Origin of the sequence: Steroidobacter flavus, from assembly GCF_042651805.1 — a bacterium.
Classification (GTDB): Bacteria; Pseudomonadota; Gammaproteobacteria; order Steroidobacterales; family Steroidobacteraceae; genus Steroidobacter; species Steroidobacter flavus.
The window spans coordinates 370,768-391,882 of record NZ_JBHSDU010000015.1 but is presented as its reverse complement, the minus strand read 5'-3'; the positions used below and the strand labels follow the sequence as shown (position 1 = coordinate 391,882).

Sequence of the window (21,115 nt, the reverse complement as noted above, 5' to 3'; positions counted from 1 at the left end):
GTTAGAACTTATACCGCGCGCCCAATGCGTAACGCGCGCCCTGATCTTCCACGTACCAGGGTTGATTGATCGAGCGGCCGTGCCAGCGGATGTCCTGCTCGGTGAGATTCAACCCTTCGAGCGACAGGGTGAGGTGCTCGTTCACCTCGTAGCCGACGCTCAAATCGATCTGGTAGTACTCCTCCACATACTCCGGATTGTGGTCGTTGCCACGGTTGGTGTTTTGCAGGAACTCATCGCGCCAGTTGTAGGCCAGACGCACCTGGAAGCCGTAGTTCTCGTACATCAGGATCAGGTTGGCCGAGTCGCTCAAGCCGAGCAGGGCGAACTGATTGAGGTCCTGCGCGCCGGCATCGTTGAAGCTCACATCGCCTCGGACGATGGTGTAGTTCGCCTGGATGCCGAAGCCGGTCTGGCCGAAGAAGTGTTGGCCGCCCAGCTCCCAGCCATGGATGTTGGCGTCTTTGTTGTTGACCGGGCGGGTGACGTCGAACTGGTACTCCGGATCCCCATCCGCCGGGGTCGATAACAGGTCGACCTCGGTGGCCCACGCCAGGTGCTGCGCTTCGGAGCCGTTGAAGGCCGCGGCGCCGCCCTCCCATCTGACACCGTTCTTGTCGGTGAATCCGTCGGGGCGCGACATCATGGCCATCATCACGAACAGATTGGTGTCGTCCGTGCTCAAGCCTCGAGCTTGCAGCGCTGCAACTGCCGCCCGCGCGCGGGGGCCGGAGGTTTGATCCGTGATACCGAACAGCCCTTCCGTGGACACTTCCTGGCCGATGAAATTCGCCACTTTCTTGTGGAAGAAGCCGGCCGACAGGTAGCTCGCATCGGCGAAGTACCATTCCACCGACAGGTCGATATTGTCGGATTCCAGCGGCTCCAGGTGCGGGTTCGACGCGTTCGCGGTTGGATTGAAACCGTTGAGCGAGGAGCCTTGCGAGCCGCCCACATCCACGGCGGCGCGTAGCTGGTTGTATTGCGCGCGTGCAATGGTCTTGCTGTAAGAGAAGCGCGCCTTGACGTTGTCGACGACCTCGATGTCGAAGTCCAGATTCGGCAGGAAATAATCGTAGTCGTTCTTTTCCTTGACCGACGACACACCGCTGCCTTGCTGCTCGGAGAAGTCGTTGTTGTCTTGCCAGATCAGGCCGAGCGGCACGATCTGATTGGACACCGCTTCCAGGTCGGTCTTCTCATAGCGCACGCCCACCAGCAGGTTGGAGCGGCGGTTGAAAAGATCGAAGTGCATGCCGTACTGGGCGTACGCGGCCACCGTGTCTTCGGAGACGGTGTGATCCTGTTCGAAGGCAGGGTTGTATCCGAGCACATCCGTGGTGTTGGACGGGTCACGCCACACACCATAGTTTGCGACCGCCCACTGCGCCAGTGCATTGGCATTGCCTTTCCAGCCCGAGCGCGGCACGCCGGCGGTGCCGAAGTCATCGAATTGGCCCACCAGACTGAAGGGGGTCAGCAGATTGCCTGGCAATTCGCCCGGAGTCGCCACGCCCCAATCGCCCAACGTCATCTGCGCGTTGGACGCGCGCTGGCGCGATTCCATCGCACGGGTTTCGACGCCGAATTGCACGCGGCTGTCGTTCTCGAACTTCAGGTTGCCGTCGATGCGAGCCTGCGTGATGTCGCTGGTCTGTTCCTGATAGTTGATACGCAGATACTGGCTGCCCAGATCGCTGAGCTGGAACGCGTAGTTCGGATCGCCGCCGCTGGCCGGAATGCCGGTGCTCGCGTCTCTGTACAGCGTGCGCTGCGCGAGCGGCAGACCGCTGTTGAATCGGAACGTTTGCACGAAGCGGTTGGTGCAGAGATTTACGTTGTCGGCCGCGCAGGTGCTCGGCACGCGTGCGGCGAAGCTGAACAGCGTCTCGCCGCCACCGGTGAGCGGATCGTCCGGCAAGCTCTCCGCCTTGGAGTCATGGACGTCCAGGGACAGCGAGAAGTTGTCGGTGACATGCCACTCGGCGTTGAAGCCGATGGATTTCAGCTCGTTCTTTTGTTCGCGATGTTGCTGCTCGAAGCCGAAGTCCTTGGCGGTGCCTTCGTCTTCCTGCAGGACCAGCGGGGTCGCGACCGCGTGGCCGGTGTCGAACTCGACATAGTTGAAGCGGTTCGCGTTCATCCACAACGTCTGGTCGCCGCGATCCTCGGTCAGATCGGTCTCTGCGTACGTGTAGTCGGCGGTGAGAGTGAGCGTATCGGTCGGTGCGAACTGCACAGTCAGCTGTGCATTCGTGCGCTCACGCTCGCGATCGGAGAAGTGATAGCGAATATCGTTCGGAATTGCATACAGCGCGCCGTTGGCCGGTGCGTTGACGACGACTGCGTCCGGCGCGAACTTCGTCGTCTGATTGCCCGGTGTCCAGTTGCGGATATTCCAATCGTTGACGGTCGAGCTGGAGGAGCCGCTGTCGCGCTTCTGATAGCTCGCGGACAGGCCGACGCCCCAGGTCTTGTCGTCATTGGCGAAGCTGAAGATGCCCGACACTTCCGGAGTGATGTCGTCGCCGGTGCGATTGGTGGTGTCGGCGACGGCTTTGACGCCCACGTTCATCACCGGCTCGTCGCTGTCGAACGGACGGGCGGTGCGAACATTCAGCGTGGCGCCGATGCCGCCGGTGGCCTGATCGGCGCGGCCGGTCTTGTATACCTCGATCGCGCTGATGCTCTCGCTCGCGAGGTTCGCGAAATTGAAAGCGCGCGATTGGCCGGCGACGCCGCCGTCGCCCGAGTTACCGCCGGCAAAAGCGTCGGCCGCCGGCATGGTGCGTCCATTCAACGTCACCATGTTGTATTGAGCGCCGAAGCCGCGTGCCGTCACCAGCGCGCCTTCGCCGTTGCGACGGTCGATGGAGATGCCGGTGATACGTTGCAACGATTCGGAAAGATTGCTGTCCGGAAACTTGCCGATGTCCTCGGCGCTGATGGCATCGACGACGCCGATCGCGTCGCGCTTCATGTCCATCGAAGTTTCCAAGCTGGCCCTCATGCCGGTCACCACCACTTCTTCCAGCTCGGTCTGGCCGGGTGTGGTGGCGGCGGGCTGCTGCGCGGCGGCCTGCTGGGCAAGTGCGCCCTGCAAAGGCGCGACCGAAGCCAGCGCCGCGGCTATGGCTACCGCGAGCCTGTTATTTCTCATCATCTCGAGTCCCCCTGATTAACGAACGTCGATCAATTCACTGCGTGAAAACGGCTCCGATGTGTGTGGGCGAGGGTGCGGATACCGCTACCATCGCCGTTGAATGTCCGTGCGCTCATGCCGGCTGCTTCAGTGGCTGCGTTGAAGGAGGCGGCGGGAGCGACGGCCAGAAATATCGACAAGATTGCAGGGGCGCGCATACGCGGCGCGGCGATCAGGAGCTGCGTTCAGCTCTGACATCGCTGTCAATTCGCGGTGCTCAGTCTGTCGTTCCGTCCTGTACGACACGGTGTATCCCCTGGTGATACCGCTATCATTCTTGGTCCATAAGATGATCCAGTCCGCGGCGGTTTGCAACTCTTATTGCTACACCCCTGACCAACGATGGTCATGGCGGCCCGATTCAGGGCCAAACCGTGCCAGGAACGACGACGCAACCGTCATCAATTTAGCGTTGCCGCGCGCAAACGGGCGGTTCAGAATGCGCCGCCTTTTACCGATACGGAAAGCCCATGACTGACGCCGCTGCCGCGCCTTTGCCGATGTTTTATAAGAACCCCGTACCGCTGGAGCCGGCGCGCCATGGGCAAGCCGGGCTGAAGCCGGAGGTCGAGTTCCGGTTCGCGGCCAATACCAATGCCATCCCGTTGACCGCGTCCGAGATGCCGCATGCCGCCCGCACGTACCCGATCGTGTTTTCTGTGAATGCGCCGATCGTGCCGTTCGCTGTGGTGGGTCTGCGCGACGGTGAGAACCTGTTCGTGAATTCCGAAGGCGCGTGGCGGGACGACAGCTACATTCCGGCGTATGTGCGTCGCTATCCGTTCATTTTCTCCGAGGTGCCGGAGTCGCAGCGTCTGGTGTTATGTATCGACGAGGGCGCCGCGAATTTCGAGACCAAGTCGGCGCAACCGCTGTTCACCGACGGCAAGCCGAGCGAGGCTCTGCAACGCGCGTTGCAGTTCAACGAAACCTTCCAGGCCCACTACATGGACACGCGTCGTTTCGGCGAGTGGCTGGATCAGAACAACATGCTCGAAGACCGCATGGCCCGTGCCGATCTCGGCGGCGGCCAGACGTTCACGCTGCGTGGCTTCAAGCTCTTGAACCCGGAGCGCGCTCGCGCGCTGGAGGATGCGCAGGTGCTCGAACTGCACAAGAAGGGCTGGCTGCCGCTGCTGCATTTCCATCTGCAGTCGTTGCAGAACTGGGGCCTGCTCGGCCACCTGACGCGCCAGCGCGGCGTCGCCAAGCCGTCGTAATCATCCATTCCCTGCATGTTCTGCGCGGGGCGGCGATCCCCGGCCGCGCAGAACGACCTCACAATTTCATCGTAAGCGCCCGCCTGCGACGAGCGTCTCAGGCAAAGCGTCGCGGCTTGGCTAGCATCCGCCGGTTGCGACAGCTAATGGGTAGGCAATGGGCGCGCTGACGGAAGAACAGGCCAAGTCATACATCGTCAAGCTATTGACGGCCATGAGCCAGGCGGGCGGCTCGGATCTGTTCGTCTCCAGGGACTTTCCGCCCTCGATGAAGCTGCAGGGCGCGATGAAGCCCATGACCAACCAGAAGCTCACTGGCGAAGTCACGCGGGCGCTGGCTCACTCCCTCATGAACGAGAAGCAGCGCGAAGAGTTTGCGCGCGATCTCGAATGTAACTTCGCGATCTCGGTGCCGGGCGTGGCGCGCTTTCGCGTGAACGTGTTCGTGCAACAGCAGAACGTGGGCATGGTGATTCGAACCATCGCCAACGACATTCCGGATCTGGCCAAGCTCGGCCTGCCCGAGACGCTCAAAGACATCATCATGACCAAGCGCGGTCTGGTGCTGGTCGTGGGCGCGACCGGGTCGGGCAAGTCGACGTCGCTGGCGGCGATGATCGATCACCGCAATCGCACTTCGCCGGGTCACATCGTCACGGTGGAAGATCCGGTGGAGTTCGTGCATCAGTCGAAGCAGTCGCTGATCACCCATCGCGAAGTGGGCATCGACACCCACTCCTGGCACAACGCGCTGAAGAACACGTTGCGTCAGGCGCCGGACGTGATTCTGATCGGTGAGATTCGCGATACCGAAACGATGGAGCACGCCATCACGTTCGCGGAAACCGGTCATCTGTGCCTGGGCACGCTGCATTCGAACAGCGCCAACCAGACGCTCGATCGCATCATCAATTTCTTTTCCGAGGATCGTCGCAAGCAGCTGTTGATGGATCTGTCCAGCAACCTGCGCGCGATCATTTCACAACGCCTGGTGCGCACCGCGGACGGCAAGGGTCGACGCGCGGCTGTCGAGATCCTGCTGAACACGCCGATCATCTCGGACAAGCTGCTCAAGGGCGAGTTTCACGAGATCAAGGCCATCATGGGCAAGTCGCAGGAGCTGGGCATGCGCACCTTCGATGCGTCGTTGTTCGAGCTCTACAACGAAGGCGTGATTTCCTTCGACGAAGCCATCCGCAATGCCGACTCCGCCAACGAGCTGCGCTTGAACATCAAGCTCAACGGTCGTGCTCAGACGAACGACACCTTGTCGCTCGCGACCGAGCCGGAAAAGAAAGACGACGCCGAGGCGGCCTAGCCTCACTGCGCGGAATAGGCGCCGCCGGTCGGCACCTCGGCTGACTTGCGAGAGAACAGTGTCAGTAACGGGCCGGTCATGAGCGTCGTGACCACGGCCATGATGACCAGCATGGTGAAGATGGCCGGCGACAGAATTCCCAAGTCGTAGCCGATATTCAGCGCGATCAGCTCCATCAGACCGCGCGTATTCATCAACGCGCCGAGCTGCAACGATTCATTCCATTTCATGCCAGACAAGCGGGCGGCGATGGCGCTGGCGCCGAGCTTGCCCGTGGTCGCGATGACGATGATCAACAGGCACAGCAGCCAACCGTGCGCGCCTTCCAGCGAGCCGATCTCCGTGCGCAGACCTGTGAATGCAAAGAACAACGGCAACAAGAGAACGGAGCTGAATTTTTCGACTCGCGCCCGAATGCGCTCGCGGAATCCTTCCACCTCCGGCATGACGGTACCAGCCAGGAACGCGCCGAACAGCGCATGAATGCCGATGACTTCGGTGCTGAGCGCCGAGGCGAGCACGACACAAACGATCACAGCCAGCGTGCTGCTCGAGGGCTCGGCTTCATTCAAGCCCTTGTGCCCAAGCCATCGGGGCAATGCGCGCTTCACGCCCAGTGTCATCACCGCGAGCAACACGCCGATCATCGCGAGCGCCAGCACCGAGCCGCCGAGACTGGTCGATCTCACAATCGCAACGACGAAGGCGAGGATGCTCCAGGCAGTGACATCGTCGACCGCCGCGCAAGTGATCGCCGTGCTGCCGAGGGGCGTGCGCATCATGCCGCGCTCCTGAAGAATTCGAGCCAGCACCGGAAACGCGGTGATGCTCATGGAAATGCCCATGAACAGGGCGAAGCCGACGAACGTCGCCGACGGACCGGCGAAGTCGACGAACACGAAGTAGGCGAGTGCCACGCCCATCACGAAGGGCACGACGATGCTGGCATGACTGACCGCGACCGCGGTGGGCGCTTTGTTCCGGGCCTGGGACAGGTTGAGCTCCATGCCGACCGAGAACATGAAAAGGCAGATACCCACCTGGCTGAGCAGGCGCAAGGCGCCCATCGAGTCGGTCGGGAACACGAAGGTGAAGGCGCTCGGCCACAGCCAGCCAAATAACGAAGGTCCGAGCAGAATGCCGGCGACCATCTCGCCAACCACGGCCTGCAATCCTAAGCGCGCAAAAATCCCGCCGACCGCGCGGGCCACCGCGATGATGACCAGCAACTGCACGAACAAATGACTGAGCGGATGATTCAGATTGGCGAGCAAGGCCGCCCACGGACTACCTTGTTGAGCGACGGCGGGGAGCTGCGGGCCTGGCAGCGAGTTGCCCATCTGGATCAGGGTAAAGATGGCACCTCCGGCGACGAGGAGGGTCAACAGATAGGCGGCAATGGGCTTGAGCAATTTCATCCGGGGAGTGTAATGGCCGGGCTGCGCGAGCCGATGCAGGCTTATTCAATCGGAACCGGGGTACTCCATAGGCGTTCCTGAAGCATGAAGACAGTCACCGGCACTTTGATCACGGCCCGAGAGGTCGACAGCGCCGAGCGCGTCAAGCGACTGCGCTCGCTCGCCTGGTTGATGGACAACTCCATCCCGTTGCCTGGCGGCTTTCGCATCGGCCTGGATGCCATCCTCGGCCTGGTGCCGGGGCTCGGGGATGCATTCGGGGCATTGATCTCGGCGTACATCATCAATGAAGCGCGCGGGATGGGGGCGCCACGCAGTGTGCTGCTGCGAATGATGAGCAACGTCATGATCGACACCGTCGTCGGTGCCGTGCCGTTCGCGGGCGATATCTTCGATGCCGCCTATAAGTCCAACAGCCGCAATCTCGCGTTGCTCGCTCGATATCATCTGGATCCTGTCGGCAGTCGGCGGGGCAGCCGCTGGTTTGTCGCGGGCTTCTTTCTGTTGCTGACCTTGATGGTGCTGTTGTTGATCGCGATTCCGGTGCTGGTCGTTTACGGCATCGTGCAGCTGTTCTGAGCGTCAGACCAGGCGAACGTCCACGCCCTGGGCACGAATCGCTTCGATGCAAGCCGCATCCGCGCCGCTATCGGTGATCAAGACGTCCATCTGATCGACCGGTGCGATCACCGACAGATTCCGTCGTAACAGTTTGGAAGAATCCGTGACCGCGACCACCCGTTGTGAGATCCGGATCATCTGCGCATTCAACTGAGCTTCGAGCACGTAGGGCGTCATCAGCCCGATCTGTGGATCGAGGCTGTCCACGCCGAGAAACAATACGTCGGCATGCAGCGTGCTCAGCGCCTGCTCGGCCTGCGGGCCTGACAAAGAAAACGATTTCTGACGCAGCACCCCGCCCGGAATAATCACATTCACGTGCGAGGAATTCGCCAGCAGCACCGCGATATTCAACGCGTTCGTGATCACGTTGATCGATGCGAGCTTCAGGGTGCGAATTTGTTTCGCGATCTCGGCGGTGGTGGTGCCGGAGTCGAGGATCACCGTCTCGCCATCCCGAATCATCTCGGCCGCGGCCGAGGCGATCCGCACTTTCTCCGCCCGGTGCAATGTTTGTTTGACGTTGATCGGCAGCTCATCGCTATCGCCGCGGGGCAGGGCGCCGCCATGCGTGCGAACCACGACGCCCAGCTGTTCGAGCGCCGTCAAATCGGTGCGAATAGTGACGGCCGAGACACCGAAGCTGTCCGCCAGCTCGGCCACCGAGCCTTGGGTGTTCGTCTCGATGAGCGAGCGAATGCGCCGCCGGCGCTCTTCCATCGAAGTCTTGTTGAGCTTGGCCATGGTTGCGTGGGGTAGGTGAGAGCCTTTCGTTTCTGCCACGAGCGAAAGCATAACCCATTAATTCTTACGGTCCAACTAAAAACGAAAGTAAACGAAAGTTTCTTGTACTTTCGAATATCGTCGCATAGGATGAGTGCCTGGCCAAAAGAAGGATGTGGTGGTCTCCATGTCTCACACATATAAAGCGGTCTCTCTCGCCCTGATCGGCGTCACGCTCGGCGCCGCGGCGCTGGCTCAAGAAACGTCCTCGGATCAACTCGAGGAAATCGTGGTGACCGGAACGCGGGCCGCGCTTGCCGAGTCCCGCGACAAGAAACGCGAGGCACCGATCGTGCAGGACTCGATCGTTGCCGAAGATCTCGGTCGCTTCCCGGACGACAACGTCGCCGACTCGCTATCTCACATCACCGGCATCACGCTGCAACGAACCCGCGGTGGCGAGGGCCAATACGTCAACGTGCGAGGCTTGGGCCCCGAGTTCAGCATCGTCACATTGAACAACCGCATTCTCGCAACCGACGGCGACGGCCGTGAATTCGCGTTCGATGTGTTGCCCTCGGAAATCATCGCGGGCGCGGACGTGTTCAAGTCCGCGAACGCCGTCAATCTCGAAGGCAGCATTGGCGGTGCGATCAATCTGACCACGGCGCGGCCGCTGGATCGGCCGGGATTGCGGACGTCGTTGTCGGTCGAAGGCGATTACAACGACCTGTCGGAGAAGTCGGGCTACAAATTCAGTGGCGTGATCAGCGATACGTTTGCCGATGACCGCATGGGAGTGATGCTCACGGCCGTGTATCAGGACACCGAAGTGCGCTCGGACGCCGTGCACGAATATTTCATCACGGCCGATTCGCCGGGCGAATTCGACGCCAACGGCGACGGCGAAATCTCCGATGCCGAAAGCGATTTGCTCGGCCTGTGCTGTACCAGCTTCGGCACACGCATCCAGCAAAAAAAGCGCAGCGGCGTCACGGCCGTGTGGCAGTGGCAAGTCAATGACGGATTCCAGATGACGGTGGACGGCATGTTCACGCGCCTGGATGCACCGACCGTCGGTTATCACCAGTCGTACTACGTCGAGGATTCCATTCTCGATGAAGACACGGGCTTGCATCGCTGGAGCAATGTGAGCATCCGGGATCACTGGGTCACGGGCATGGATATCGATCAGCTCGTGCCGGAAATTTCCACGATCACCGAGCATCGCGTCGTCGACAGCACGCAGTTTGGCTGGAATGCCACCTGGCAGACGACGGACCGTCTCAAATTCAACTTCGACGCCTATCGTTCCAAGGCCGAGCGCGACTCGGGCGGCAAAGATACCTGGATGGTGTCCGGCATCGGCGGTCATCACACGGGGCGCGTGGATATGCGTAGCGGCGGCCTGCCGAATATCAGCGTGACCCTGGAAGACGGCCGCGATCTCGCGACGGCTTTGCAGAATGGCGCGCTGGGCGATGCCGATTACGGCCTGCATTTCACCGGCTTGTCCGGTACCGATGTGACCGATGAAGTCACAGGCCTTTCCATTGCTGGCGAGCTGAAGCTCGAGTTCGGCGCGCTACAGACACTGCAGTTCGGCGCTGCCAGCACCGACCGCAACAAGGTCCGAAACACCATCGAGAACGACACGAACGGTGGCTCGTGCCAGTACTGCAACATGTACGACACGACCTTTGCGAGCCTCGGGGAACATGTCGTGCGGCCGGTGGCGCTGCCGAATTTCATGCGCAACGCCGGCGGCAGTTATCCACGCCGCTTTATGTCGATCACGGCGAGCTCATATCTGAATGCGCTGCGTGCGCTCGACGGCGAGCCCATCCTCGATGAGCACGGCGATCCCACCGGCGAGGTGTTCGATTCGTCGTTGACGGCGCCGGCGTTCAATCCGGTGCAGTCGTATGACGTGGATGAGAAGACCAAGGCGCTGTATCTGAACGCGAACTTCCGCGGCGATGCCTGGTTTGCGAGTGCCGGCGTGCGTTGGGTCTCGACCGACACGACCGCGAGAACCGCCGTCAACAGAATCGTGTTCGTCGACGATCCGACGCCGGAAATTCCCACCTCCAGCCCCGATATCACTTACAGCGAGGCCGAGCCGCTGAAGCAGAAGGGCAGCTACGACAAGTTCCTGCCGGCGCTCAACGTCGGTTACTGGCTGCGCGACGATGTGTTGTTGCGTTTTGCCGCCGCCCAGGTGATGGCCCGTCCCTCACTCAACCAGCTCGCGCCGACGCGCATCGATAACACGCTCGATCGCAACTACTTCGTGGTCTACGACGGCAATGCCAATCTGGAACCGGTGGAAGCCGATCAGCTCGATGTGTCGGCCGAGTGGTACTTCGCCAGTAAATCGCTCCTGAGCGGCACGGTGTTCTGGAAGAACATCAAGAATTTCATCACCACCGAGTTGCAGGAGAACGTCGATATCGGCGTGGTCGGCAACATCGGCGAGGCCGGTGAGGCGCCGGTGCTGTACGACGTGAGCCGGCCGATCAACGGCGACAAAGCCAAAGTGCTCGGCCTGGAACTGGGAGTGCAGCACTTCTTCGATAACGGCTTCGGCGTGCGCGCGAACTATACATACACCGACACGAAGGCTTACGTTGGCGGCGTCCACGTCGGCCCGCTCGAAAACGTATCCAAGTCCGCGTACTCCGTCGCAGTGCTGTTCGAGAACGATCGTTGGGACGCGCAGCTTGCGGCCGATTACAGCGGCGAGTACACGGACGTGAGCGATTCCGTCGCCGATATGTCGACCAAGGCACAGCCCATCACCTGGGTGACCGCTTCGGTCGCCTACAAGATCACCGATGCGTTGAGCGTGTCCCTGGAAGGGCGCAATCTGCTCGATGAGTACAACCTCGTCTATCTTGGCGGCCGCAGCGACATGCTTGCCGGCTTCGAGACCTGGGGACGATCGTATCTGTTGGGCGCCAGCGCGAAATTCTGACGAAGGAAGCTTTGTGGCCAATCAAAAACAACATTGCCGCGGGTTGGGTCTGGTTGGTCTGATCGCGATGGCATTTGCCTCGACGCTCCCGGCGGCGCAGCCCGCGCCACGCAGCAATGGATTGGCACTGACGCCGCCAGTGGGCTGGAGCAGCTGGAATAACTTCGGCGACGACATCAACGAGCAACTGGTCATCGAGTCCATCGATGCGATGATCGCCAACGGGATGCGGGACGCAGGTTATGTGTTCGTCAATCTGGATGACGGTTGGCAACGCCATAAGGGCGCGCGTAAGGATCATCCGCTCGAATACGACCCGAAGAAGTTCCCCCGTGGCATCAGCTATCTCGCCGACTACGCGCATCAGCGTGGCATGAAGCTCGGCATCTACTCGGGTCCCGGGCAGACGACGTGCGCCGGATACACGGGTAGTGAAGGGCACGAAGCCGAAGATGCCAGGATGTTCGCGAGCTGGGGCGTCGATCATCTGAAGTACGACAGCTGCTGCTCGCATCGCGAGGCCCCGAAGGAAGAGCTGCAGAAGATCTTCCGGACGATGTCGAACGCGCTGATGTCACAGCAGCGCGGCATCGTCTTGCACGCCTGTCATTGCGGCTGGGGCGATATCTGGGAGTGGGCCGGCGCGCTCGGCGTGAATCATTGGCGCATCGGTCAGGACATCTCCGATGACTTCAACTATCCGGGCAATCGCGAGCAATACTATTTCGACGTGCTCGATCAGCTGGATCGCGGCGTGGGCCTCGAGAAGTATTCCGGCCCCGGCCACTGGAACGACTACGACATGCTCATCGTCGGTCTCGACGGCAAGAGCAAGCAGCTGGTCGGCACCGGCGCGTCGAACATCGAGTACCGCACGCACTTCAGCCTGTGGGCGATGGTGTCCTCGCCCATGCTCGTGGGCGCCGATGTTCGCAAGCTCGATAAGTATTCGCTCGAGACGCTGACCAACAAAGAAGTCATCGCGCTCAATCAAGATCCCGCAGGCAACGTGGCTCACAAGGTGCGCGATGACGGCGATCTCGAAGTATTCGCAAGGGAATTGGCGGACGGCAGTCACGCCGTCCTGCTGCTCAACCGAGGCGCGGCGACGGCGACGATGACTTTCAGTCCCCGTGCGGATCTGCAAGTGCCGATGGATCGCTACAGCATCCGCGACCTGTGGCAACACCGCGATCTTGGCACGTACGACATTCCTTTCACGGCGGAAGTGCAGAGTCATGAAGCGCGCGTGTTCCGCATTCGTCAGTTGTCGACGAGCGCGAACGGTCGCTCCGTGAGCGACGCAGCTGAGCAAGGGTCTGTTCAATGAAACCGTGGCTGCTCTACGCGCTGACCACCTTAGTCCTCTGGGGCGTGTGGGGCGCATTGGCGGGGCTGCCGAGTGAGAACGGGCTGCCCGAGACGTTGAACTACGTCGTGTGGTCGCTCACGATGATTCCGCCGGCCGTTCTGGTGCTGATGCGCAGCGACCAGCCGTTGCTCCGGGATCGACGCTCGGTGACGTTGGGCCTGGCCATCGGACTGCTCGGCGCTGGCGGGCAGCTGTTGTTGTTTCATGCGGTCCGCATCGGTCCGCCGTATCTCATCTTCCCGATCATCTCGCTGTCGCCGGCCCTCACGATTGCGTTGTCATTCGCGCTTCTGCGCGAGCGAACCGGCTTGCTCGGGTTGGTCGGCATCGTGCTCGCGCTGTTGTCGCTGCCTCTGTTTGATTATCGGGCGGATGGAGAGCCTGCGGGCTACGGCAGTTGGTTCGCGATGGCGCTAGCCGTGCTCGCGGCGTGGGGCGTGCAGGCGTATGTGATCAAGCTTGCGAACGCCACCATGGATGCCGCGAGCATCTTCTTCTACATGATGCTGAGCGGCCTGTTGTTGAGTCCGGTGGCGCTGGCCATGACGGATTTTTCTCAGCCCATCAATTATTCGCTCGATGGCCCGGGGCTGGCGGCCGCGATTCAAGTATTGAACGCGGTGGGTGCGCTCACCCTCGTGTTCGCGTTCCGTTATGGCAAAGCCATCATTGTTTCTCCGCTGGTGAATGCCGGCGCGCCGCTGTTGACCGCGCTGTTGTCGCTGATGCTGGCAGGCGCCATCCCGGGGCCATTCAAGATTGCTGGCATCGTGCTCGCGCTCACGGCCGCGTTGTTGCTGGCCGTGCAGCCTGAGGAGTCGGTGCAGCGATGAAGACGTTGCTCGATATCGTGGCTCGGCATAAGCGAGGAGAGCAGGCGGGCGTCTATTCCTTGTGCTCGGCGCATCCGCGCGTGATCGAGAGCGCCATGCGCGAGGCGAGCGCCAGCAACGCGCCGCTGCTCGTCGAGGCCACGTCGAATCAGGTCAATCAATTCGGCGGCTACACAGGCATGACGCCCGTGGACTTTCGTCGCTTCGTACTCGACATCGCCCAGCAAGTTGGCTTTCGCGAACAGATGCTGTGGCTCGGCGGCGATCATCTCGGGCCCAATGCCTGGCGACAGGAGCCTGCGGACGTGGCGCTGGCGAAGTCCGCCGAAATGATTCGGCAATACGTTGCGGCCGGCTTCCGGAAGATTCATCTCGATTGCTCGATGGCGTGCGGCGGCGATCCCGAGCCGTTGCCGGAGGCCACCATCGCCCGGCGAGCAGCGCGGCTTTGCGCGATCGCCGAAAACGCGTGGCACGAGGCAGGCGGTGAACCGCCGGTGTATGTGATCGGCACCGAGGTGCCCGTGCCGGGCGGCGCCACCGAATCGCTCGGCGAGTTGGAAGTCACCCGTCCAGAGGCGGCTCGCGCGACCATTCAAGCGCATCAGATCGCGTTCGCAGACATCGGGCTCGATGCCGCGTGGTCGCGCGTCATCGCCTTGGTGGTCCAACCCGGCGTCGAGTTCGATCATCATAAAGTGATCGACTATCGCCCCAACAAAGCGCAGGCGTTGAGCGCCTTCATTGCCGACGATCGTCAATTCATCTTCGAGGCGCACTCGACGGATTATCAGACCGCGCCCAATCTCGAAGCGCTGGTGCGCGATCATTTCGCGATTCTGAAAGTCGGGCCCGGCGCGACTTACGCCCTTCGCGAAACCCTGTGGGGCCTGGCGGCAATCGCGCACGAGTTGCCGGGCGGCGCCGCTCAAGAAGACCTGCGTGCCACGGCGATCGAAGTCATGCGCAACGATCCACGGCACTGGCGCAGCTACTATCACGACGCCGAGCGCGAGACGCTCGATCTGCAATTCAGCCTGAGCGATCGCATTCGATACTACTGGCCGAATCCCCGCATCAAGCAGGCCTACGAATCGTTGCTCGCGCGGTTGAGAGGCGTGACGTTGCCACTCACCTTGCTGAGTCAGTTCTTACCTCATCAATACGAAGCAGTGCGTGCCGGTCGATTGCAGGCCGATGTCGACGCGTTGCTCAACGAAGGCATCGCACTGGCGCTGCGCCCTTACATGCGCGCCTGCGGTGTGCCCGGTTCTCAGGAGTACTAGTCAATGGCGACTGATTTTCCCGGCGTGGGGCAGGCAGAGCTGCAAGCCCGCGGCGCCGAATGGACTGCTCGCGAGATCGCGCAGCAGCCGTCCGTGTGGCCCCAAGTCGAACGGCTCATCGCCGGGCAACGCGCTCAGCTCGATCGATTCCTGCAGCCGCTGCTGACGAATCCTTCACTGCGTGTGGTGATGAGTGGCGCGGGCACGTCGTCATTCATCGGCGATTGTCTGGTGCCGGCGTTGTCGGTCCGATTGCAACGTCGCGTCGAGTCGATTGCGACGACGGATCTCGTGAGTGGTCCGCGTTCACTGCTCCCAAGCGACGTGCCGACGTTACTTGTTTCTTTTGCCCGCTCGGGCAACAGCCCGGAGAGTGTTGCCGCCGTCGACTTCGCTGAGCGCGCGGTGGCCGATGTGCATCATCTGATCATCACCTGCAATGGCGACGGAGACCTGGCGAAGCGGACGAGCGGACTGCGCAGCGCTCATTTGATCGTGCTGCCGGATGCGACCAATGATCGAAGCTTCGCGATGACGTCGAGTTTTACCTCGATGCTGTTGACGGCTGCGCTCGCGTTCGGCGTCGTGAGACCCGAGGGTGTCGCATCCGTCGCCACTGCCGCTGCCAAGGTGTTACAACAGGTCGTGCCGATCGCGCAGGGGTTGGTGGCCCGCGAGTTTCAGCGAGTCGTGTATCTGGGCAGTAACGAGCTGCGAGGCTTGGCCTCGGAGGCCGCGCTCAAGCTGTTGGAGCTGACCGACGGCAAGGTTGTCGCGCTGGCCGAATCGACGCTCGGGTTCCGTCACGGACCGAAGACGGTGATCAACGACAGGACGCTGGTGGTCGTGATGGTCTCGAATGACCCGTACACGCGAGCCTACGATCTGGATCTGCTCGCCGAACTTCGACGCGATGCCCGCGCCGGCGCTATTCTTGCGCTCAGTGCCCGGCCCGACGGCTTGCCTGAAGGAGACAATGTGGTTTACGACGCCTTGAGCGACCGTAGCGACTTCGAGCTGTCGTTCGCGCACATCCTGGTGGCCCAGAGTTACGCACTGTTGCAATCCCTTGCGCTCGGCTTGACGCCGGATCGTCCGAATGCGGCGGGCGTGGTCAATCGCGTCGTTCAAGGAGTGATCATTCATCCTTGGTCAGAGCATCGCGAGCATGTTTCTCGGCGTTGATGGCGGCGGCACCAAGACGGCTTATGCGCTGATCGATGCGAGCGGTCGCATCCGCGCGCGGCACGTAGGCCCGAGTGTCAGTCATCTGGCCGAAGGATTCGCGCGGGCCACGGAGTTGCTGATTGGCGGAATTGCTGCGACGCTGGAGAAAGCAGCGAGCGCACCGGCCAAGCTAACTTATGCGTTCGTCGGCTTGCCGGCCTATGGCGAGGACAGCGCGACCACTGCCACGATGGATGCGATGCCTGCGTCGCTGCTCGATGTGAGCCGCTATCGATGCGGCAACGACACGGTGTGCAGTTGGGCGGGATCGCTCGGTTGCGAGGATGGCATCAGTGTGATCGCGGGCACGGGGTCCATCGCTTATGGCCAGTACGCCGGACGCGATGCTCGCGCGGGCGGGTGGGGCGAGCTGATTGGGGACGAGGGCTCGGCTTATTGGATTGCCCGCGAAGGATTGAATTTGTTTTCGCGCATGAGCGATGGCCGGACCACGCGCGGACCGCTCTATGAACTGGTACGCGCACGCTTCGAGCTCACGATCGATCTCGACTTGTGTTCCCGCATCTATGGCGAGTCGGGCAGCGTTCGCAGCGTGTTCGCTCAGTTTGCGATCCTGGTGCATGAGGCTGCGCAAGCGGGCGATGCGCAGGCCAGGGCGATCTTCGACCGAGGCGCGAAGGAGCTCGTCGAGTGCGTGGCGGCGGTACGCCGGTCGTTAGCTGTCCCGGACGGCGAAGTCATTCCGGTTTCGCACAGTGGCGGCGTCTTCAACGGCACGACATTCTCACGCGACGCCTTTCGCTCAGCCCTCGAATCTGCAAACGCCGGTTTCGAATATCGAGTGCCGCTTTACACACCCGACGTTGGCGCTGCGTTATATGCCGCCCAGCTCGCCGCTCAGCCGCTCAATGAATCAGCGGTACAAACATTGAGGCAACAGTGCGCGGCGTAGTGTTCGTCATCCTGCTCTCGAGCATGGCAATTGCGCAGGCCGAGCAAGCGCCATATCAAGACGCCGACTTCGCGAACGTCGAGAAGATCGATACACACGTTCACTTGCACGGAACGTTGCCGACGTTCGTGTCACGCGCCGGCGCCGATAACTTTCGGCTCCTGACCATCAACGTCAACTACAGCGACTTTCCGGCACTTCCGCAGCAGCATCGCGACGCGCTGTCGTTACGAACGGCTTATCCCGACCGTGTGGCGTTCGCGACGACCTTCGATGCCGCGGGTAGCGAGCGGCCGGGATGGGAGCAGGGCGTCGAGCGACAGCTGATCGACGCGCTCGACGCCGGGGCGGTCGCGGTGAAAGTTTGGAAGGACATCGGCATGCAACAGCGCGACGCCGATGGTCGAGCGGTGATGATCGACGATCCGCGATTCACACCGATCTTTCGTATGCTCGAAGCACGCGGCACGGTGGTGCTGGGTCATCTGGGTGAGCCGCGCAATGCCTGGTTGCCGTTGTCCGAGATGACGGTCAATGGCGACCGTGAGTACTTCAAGGAACATCCGCAGTATCACATGGCGACGCATGCCGAGTGGCCCAGCTACGAACAGCAGATCGCCGCGCGCGATCGCATGCTCGATCGCCATCCGAAGCTGCGGTTCGTCGCTGTGCACCTGGCCTCGCTCGAATGGAGCGTCGATCGGATCGGCGAGTTTCTGAATCGCTATCCCAATGCCTCCGTGGATGTCGCCGCACGCATGTCGCATCTGCAATTGCAGGCGAGCATCGACCGGGAGAAGGTGCGACGTTTCTTCATCCAGTTCCAGGATCGGATTCTGTATGCGACGGACATCGCCTGTCAGGGCCCGCAAGAAGACAGCGCGTGCGCCGCTCAGGCGGATGAGGCGTGGCGCAGCGATTGGCGTTTTCTCAACGGTGCGGATACGTTGCACTCGGCTGAGTTTGCAGCGACTTTTCGCGGCCTGGCGCTACCGCGCGATGTGATCGACAGAATCTACAGCGGCAACGCCCGCCGCCTGTTTCCGACCGCCTGGCCGGAATAGCAGGTCACGTCTGGGCGCTGAGCGACAAGCCGGGCACTCGATGCAGCTCTCGGGAGATTTGCGCGCTCACGCTACGTAGCAGCTGCAGTCGTTCGGTCGCAAGCTTCGCGCGTGTCATCTTCTTTGAGTGACTGGAGCTGTTGAGCGCCGCGACCACACGACGGGTCTTGTCGAATACCGGGACCGCGACAGCGACGACGCCGTAAGCCAGTTCGTCCTCGACCGCCGAGTAGCCAACCCGTCGGCATTCATCGATCAGCGCACGTAGTTTGGCGCGATCCGTCACCGTGCGCTCGGTCAGCGCACTGATCTCCGCTTGCTCGAAATATTCCTGCAGCCGTTCCGGGGACAGGCCGGCGAGCAGCACGCGCCCCATCGAGGTGGGATAGGCCGGCAAACGGCTGCCAACGTGAGCTTCCAAGCGCATCAAGGTGCGCACCGACGTGCGAGCCACGTACACGATGTGAGTTCCATCCAGTACGGTGAGCGCGGCGGAGTCGCCAGTCTGGCGTGCCAGATCCTCCAGATAGGTCTTGGTGAGCACCTCGATGTTCATCGAGTCGAGATACGCGGCGCCGAGCTCGAGCACCTTGGGACGCAGTAGAAAATTCCGGCCGGACTGCATGACGTAGCCAAGCTCCGCCAACGTGAGCAAACAACGTCGCGCGGTCGCGGCCGGCAGGCCCGCTCGACTGGCGATCTCGCTCAGCGTCAGCGACGGCGAGTCGTAGGTGAACGCGCGAATGACTTCCAGTCCCTTCGCGAGGCCGCCCATCGCCTCGCGCCGTGCCGTTTTCTTCATGGCCAGGAGCTCTTTTCGGGTAGCGAAAAAACGCCGCGATCTCGATTGACGGCTCCCGTGGCGGGATCCACCATGATTCGCATGACGAAGTTATATTCGGTATGCGAAAGAATATCCAGGTCCATGCAATCTGGATGTCGGGTGCGCGCATGAAGATCGGTCGTCAGGCGCATCGCGCCTCGGCGATCTCCACCTCGAACGAGGCGGCCATCCTCGTGCGGGGACATGATTTGTGCGAGGAGCTGGTCGGACGCATTTCTTTTACCGAACATGTCTGGTTGCTGGTGACCGGGGAATTGCCGAGCGAAGCCCAACGTCGCGTGCTCGACGCTGTGCTCGTCGCGATCGCCGAGCATGGGCTGGTGCCGAGCGTGCAGGCAGCTCGCATGACGCTCGCAGCCGCTCCCGAGGCGCTGCAAGGTGCGGTGGCGGCGGGGCTGCTCGGGTGTGGCTCGGTCATTCTGGGGGCTTCCGAAGATGCCGGTCGGCTGTTGCATGAAACGGTGACGCGAGCGGAATCAAACAAATCGATGCGAGCGGCGGCACGCGAGATCGTTGGCGAGTATCGAGCCGCGCAGCGAGCGATTCCGGGCTACGGCCATCCGCTGCACAAAGATTACGACCCGCGTGCTCGACGGTTGCTCGCCGTTGCCAGTGAGCTCGGTGTTTGTGGCCGCCACACCGAGGCCGCGCAAGCCATCGCGCTCGTGCTGCCAGAGATGACGGGCAAGCCACTTGCGATGAATGTATCGGCCGCCATTCCGGCGACGCTTCTGGATGCGGGCTATCCGCTGCTCGCGCTAAGAGGTGCGCCACTGCTTGCGCGTACCGCAAGTCTCATTGCGCACTTGCTGGAAGAGCGGACCCGGCCCATCGGCTTCGTGCTTTCTCATGCCGGCGCGGCGGCGGTCGACTATGACGGGCGCAAGCCGGAAGGCTTCGTGGCATCCGATCAGTAACGGAGCAACGGAAGACGTCATGCAATCCGTCCTCTCTGGCATCCGCGTCGTCGAGCAAGGCACGTTCATCACCGGGTCGTGCGCCGGCATGATGCTCGCGGATCTTGGCGCTGATGTGATCAAGGTCGAAAGTCCGGCAGGCGATCCATATCGCAGTTATCAGGGCGGACAGTTCTCACCTCACTTCCAAGCCTATAACCGCAACAAGCGCAGCATTGCGCTCGATCTGCACCAGCCAGCCGACCGAGGCGCATTCGACTGCCTGGTGCGGAACGCGGATGTTTATATCCAGAACTTCCGCCCCGGCACCGCCGAGCGCCTTGGCGCCGGCGTCGGTCGGCTGCGCGAGCTGAACTGGCGCCTGATCTATTGTTCGATCAGTGGCTTCGGGTCGAGCGGACCGTACGTCGACCGCCCCAGCTACGACTCGGTGGCTCAGGCGCTGAGCGGTTTTCTCAGTGTCGTCGTCGATGAGGAACGCCCACGGTTTCTTGGGCCGGCGCTTGCCGATGCGATCACCGGAATCTACGCGGCGTTCGGCGTTCTTGGCGCGTTGTTCGAGCGTTCGCGCACCGCTCGCGGCCGGCACGTCGAAGTCTCGATGCTCGAGGCGATGGCGCACTTCGCGGTGGAGCCGTTCGCCGCGTTCTTCGCGCTGAATCAGGTGCCGACGTCGAGCGATCGTCCGCGTCTGGCGCAGGCGTACATCGTTCGCACCGCCGATGGCGAGTTGATCGCGATTCATCTGTCGTCGATCGAAAAGTTCTGGCAAGGACTCACGAGCGCGCTGGATAGCGAGCCGTTGAGCGCCGACCCACGCTTCCGCACCCGACAGGGACGCATCGAGCACTACGAGGCACTTGGCGGCGAGCTCGCTGCGCTGTTCGCGCGCCATCCCTTGCGTCACTGGACCGAACAGCTCGAGCGCAACGATGTGCCGTTCGCGCCCATCAACCGTATCGACCAGGTCGTCGAGGATCCGCAGGTACGCCATCTCGGACTGATCGTGCCGGTGGACGCGGCGAGCGGCGGCAAGCGCGCGGTGCGCCCGCCCGTGCAGTTCGACGGTGTGAGGTCGGAGCGAGTGACATCGGCGCCGCAGCTCAACGAGCACGGCGCGGCGATTCGTGATGCCTTGGCTGCAGGCGGAGGCTGGCCCGAGAAAAGTTAACGGCGAGTC

The 21,115-nt window shown here is 61.9% G+C and carries 16 protein-coding genes; 12 read left to right on the top strand and 4 right to left on the bottom strand.

Annotation, left to right across the window (positions count from 1 at the left end):
* Position 1: 1 nt before the first annotated feature.
* Positions 2 to 3,163: a TonB-dependent receptor gene (locus tag ACFPN2_RS29525; RefSeq protein WP_380603405.1), complete on the bottom strand. Its 3,162-nt coding sequence runs from the start codon at positions 3,161 to 3,163 to the stop codon at positions 2 to 4.
* A gap of 509 nt (positions 3,164 to 3,672) precedes the next feature.
* Here ACFPN2_RS29525 and ACFPN2_RS29520 point away from each other — a divergent pair.
* Together ACFPN2_RS29520 and ACFPN2_RS29515 are read left to right on the top strand one after the other, a co-directional pair.
* Positions 3,673 to 4,422: a SapC family protein gene (locus ACFPN2_RS29520; protein ID WP_380603403.1), complete on the top strand. Its 750-nt coding sequence runs from the start codon at positions 3,673 to 3,675 to the stop codon at positions 4,420 to 4,422.
* Positions 4,423 to 4,579: 157 nt separating this feature from the next.
* On the top strand, positions 4,580 to 5,740 hold the full coding sequence (locus ACFPN2_RS29515; protein WP_380603401.1) for a PilT/PilU family type 4a pilus ATPase: 1,161 nt from the start codon (positions 4,580 to 4,582) through the stop codon (positions 5,738 to 5,740).
* A 2-nt stretch (positions 5,741 to 5,742) separates the two neighbouring features.
* Here the strand turns inward: ACFPN2_RS29515 and ACFPN2_RS29510 are convergent, their stop codons facing one another.
* Complete coding sequence (locus ACFPN2_RS29510) at positions 5,743 to 7,158, bottom strand: cation:proton antiporter (RefSeq protein ID WP_380603399.1); 1,416 nt, start codon at positions 7,156 to 7,158, stop codon at positions 5,743 to 5,745.
* Positions 7,159 to 7,242: 84 nt separating this feature from the next.
* Between ACFPN2_RS29510 and ACFPN2_RS29505 the strand changes: the two genes are divergently transcribed.
* Positions 7,243 to 7,737 (top strand): DUF4112 domain-containing protein, encoded by a 495-nt coding sequence (locus ACFPN2_RS29505; RefSeq protein WP_380603397.1) that lies wholly within the window; start codon positions 7,243 to 7,245, stop codon positions 7,735 to 7,737.
* 3 nt (positions 7,738 to 7,740) lie between these two features.
* Here the strand turns inward: ACFPN2_RS29505 and ACFPN2_RS29500 are convergent, their stop codons facing one another.
* Complete coding sequence (locus ACFPN2_RS29500) at positions 7,741 to 8,523, bottom strand: DeoR/GlpR family DNA-binding transcription regulator (protein WP_380603395.1); 783 nt, start codon at positions 8,521 to 8,523, stop codon at positions 7,741 to 7,743.
* A 166-nt stretch (positions 8,524 to 8,689) separates the two neighbouring features.
* Between ACFPN2_RS29500 and ACFPN2_RS29495 the strand changes: the two genes are divergently transcribed.
* From ACFPN2_RS29495 to ACFPN2_RS29465, 7 genes are read left to right on the top strand one after another with little or no spacing between them, the layout of a single operon-like run.
* The gene (locus ACFPN2_RS29495) at positions 8,690 to 11,479 is read left to right on the top strand and encodes a TonB-dependent receptor (RefSeq protein WP_380603393.1); all 2,790 of its coding nucleotides are present in this window, start codon (positions 8,690 to 8,692) and stop codon (positions 11,477 to 11,479) included.
* Between the two features lie 13 nt (positions 11,480 to 11,492).
* Positions 11,493 to 12,809: a glycoside hydrolase family 27 protein gene (locus tag ACFPN2_RS29490; protein ID WP_380603391.1), complete on the top strand. Its 1,317-nt coding sequence runs from the start codon at positions 11,493 to 11,495 to the stop codon at positions 12,807 to 12,809.
* The gene (locus ACFPN2_RS29485; RefSeq protein ID WP_380603389.1) at positions 12,806 to 13,684 is read left to right on the top strand and encodes an EamA family transporter; all 879 of its coding nucleotides are present in this window, start codon (positions 12,806 to 12,808) and stop codon (positions 13,682 to 13,684) included. The genes ACFPN2_RS29490 and ACFPN2_RS29485 overlap by 4 nt, the downstream gene beginning before the upstream one ends.
* On the top strand, positions 13,681 to 14,970 hold the full coding sequence (locus ACFPN2_RS29480; protein ID WP_380603387.1) for a D-tagatose-bisphosphate aldolase, class II, non-catalytic subunit: 1,290 nt from the start codon (positions 13,681 to 13,683) through the stop codon (positions 14,968 to 14,970). Before ACFPN2_RS29485 ends, ACFPN2_RS29480 begins: the two co-directional genes overlap by 4 nt.
* 3 nt (positions 14,971 to 14,973) lie before the next feature.
* Entirely contained in the window at positions 14,974 to 16,155 is a 1,182-nt protein-coding gene (locus tag ACFPN2_RS29475) for an SIS domain-containing protein (protein WP_380603385.1), read from the top strand.
* On the top strand, positions 16,139 to 17,110 hold the full coding sequence (locus tag ACFPN2_RS29470; protein ID WP_380603383.1) for an N-acetylglucosamine kinase: 972 nt from the start codon (positions 16,139 to 16,141) through the stop codon (positions 17,108 to 17,110). Before ACFPN2_RS29475 ends, ACFPN2_RS29470 begins: the two co-directional genes overlap by 17 nt.
* On the top strand, positions 17,098 to 18,174 hold the full coding sequence (locus ACFPN2_RS29465) for an amidohydrolase family protein (protein ID WP_380603381.1): 1,077 nt from the start codon (positions 17,098 to 17,100) through the stop codon (positions 18,172 to 18,174). The genes ACFPN2_RS29470 and ACFPN2_RS29465 overlap by 13 nt, the downstream gene beginning before the upstream one ends.
* Before the next feature lie 4 nt (positions 18,175 to 18,178).
* Here ACFPN2_RS29465 and ACFPN2_RS29460 read toward each other — a convergent pair whose 3' ends face one another.
* A complete protein-coding gene (locus ACFPN2_RS29460) occupies positions 18,179 to 18,976 on the bottom strand; it encodes an IclR family transcriptional regulator domain-containing protein (protein ID WP_380603379.1) in 798 nt (265 codons plus the stop codon).
* Between the two features lie 149 nt (positions 18,977 to 19,125).
* On the opposite strand from ACFPN2_RS29460, the gene ACFPN2_RS29455 reads away from it, so the two are divergent.
* A complete protein-coding gene (locus tag ACFPN2_RS29455; RefSeq protein ID WP_380606684.1) occupies positions 19,126 to 19,935 on the top strand; it encodes a citryl-CoA lyase in 810 nt (269 codons plus the stop codon).
* Positions 19,936 to 19,954: 19 nt separating this feature from the next.
* Positions 19,955 to 21,106 (top strand): CaiB/BaiF CoA transferase family protein, encoded by a 1,152-nt coding sequence (locus ACFPN2_RS29450; RefSeq protein WP_380603377.1) that lies wholly within the window; start codon positions 19,955 to 19,957, stop codon positions 21,104 to 21,106.
* The last annotated feature ends 9 nt before the right edge of the window (positions 21,107 to 21,115 follow it).

Bases quoted from the DNA above. Each gene is read 5' to 3' on its own strand.
- ACFPN2_RS29470 (WP_380603383.1), top strand. From the start codon at position 16,139: ATGTTTCTCGGCGTTGATGGCGGCGGCACCAAGACGGCTTATGCGCTG.
- ACFPN2_RS29525 (WP_380603405.1), bottom strand. From the start codon at position 3,163: ATGATGAGAAATAACAGGCTCGCGGTAGCCATAGCCGCGGCGCTGGCT.
- ACFPN2_RS29510 (WP_380603399.1), bottom strand. From the start codon at position 7,158: ATGAAATTGCTCAAGCCCATTGCCGCCTATCTGTTGACCCTCCTCGTC.
- ACFPN2_RS29495 (WP_380603393.1), top strand. From the start codon at position 8,690: ATGTCTCACACATATAAAGCGGTCTCTCTCGCCCTGATCGGCGTCACG.
- ACFPN2_RS29515 (WP_380603401.1), top strand. From the start codon at position 4,580: ATGGGCGCGCTGACGGAAGAACAGGCCAAGTCATACATCGTCAAGCTA.
- ACFPN2_RS29480 (WP_380603387.1), top strand. From the start codon at position 13,681: ATGAAGACGTTGCTCGATATCGTGGCTCGGCATAAGCGAGGAGAGCAG.
- ACFPN2_RS29485 (WP_380603389.1), top strand. From the start codon at position 12,806: ATGAAACCGTGGCTGCTCTACGCGCTGACCACCTTAGTCCTCTGGGGC.
- ACFPN2_RS29475 (WP_380603385.1), top strand. From the start codon at position 14,974: ATGGCGACTGATTTTCCCGGCGTGGGGCAGGCAGAGCTGCAAGCCCGC.
- ACFPN2_RS29455 (WP_380606684.1), top strand. From the start codon at position 19,126: ATGAAGATCGGTCGTCAGGCGCATCGCGCCTCGGCGATCTCCACCTCG.
- ACFPN2_RS29450 (WP_380603377.1), top strand. From the start codon at position 19,955: ATGCAATCCGTCCTCTCTGGCATCCGCGTCGTCGAGCAAGGCACGTTC.
- ACFPN2_RS29520 (WP_380603403.1), top strand. From the start codon at position 3,673: ATGACTGACGCCGCTGCCGCGCCTTTGCCGATGTTTTATAAGAACCCC.
- ACFPN2_RS29500 (WP_380603395.1), bottom strand. From the start codon at position 8,523: ATGGCCAAGCTCAACAAGACTTCGATGGAAGAGCGCCGGCGGCGCATT.
- ACFPN2_RS29460 (WP_380603379.1), bottom strand. From the start codon at position 18,976: ATGAAGAAAACGGCACGGCGCGAGGCGATGGGCGGCCTCGCGAAGGGA.
- ACFPN2_RS29505 (WP_380603397.1), top strand. From the start codon at position 7,243: ATGAAGACAGTCACCGGCACTTTGATCACGGCCCGAGAGGTCGACAGC.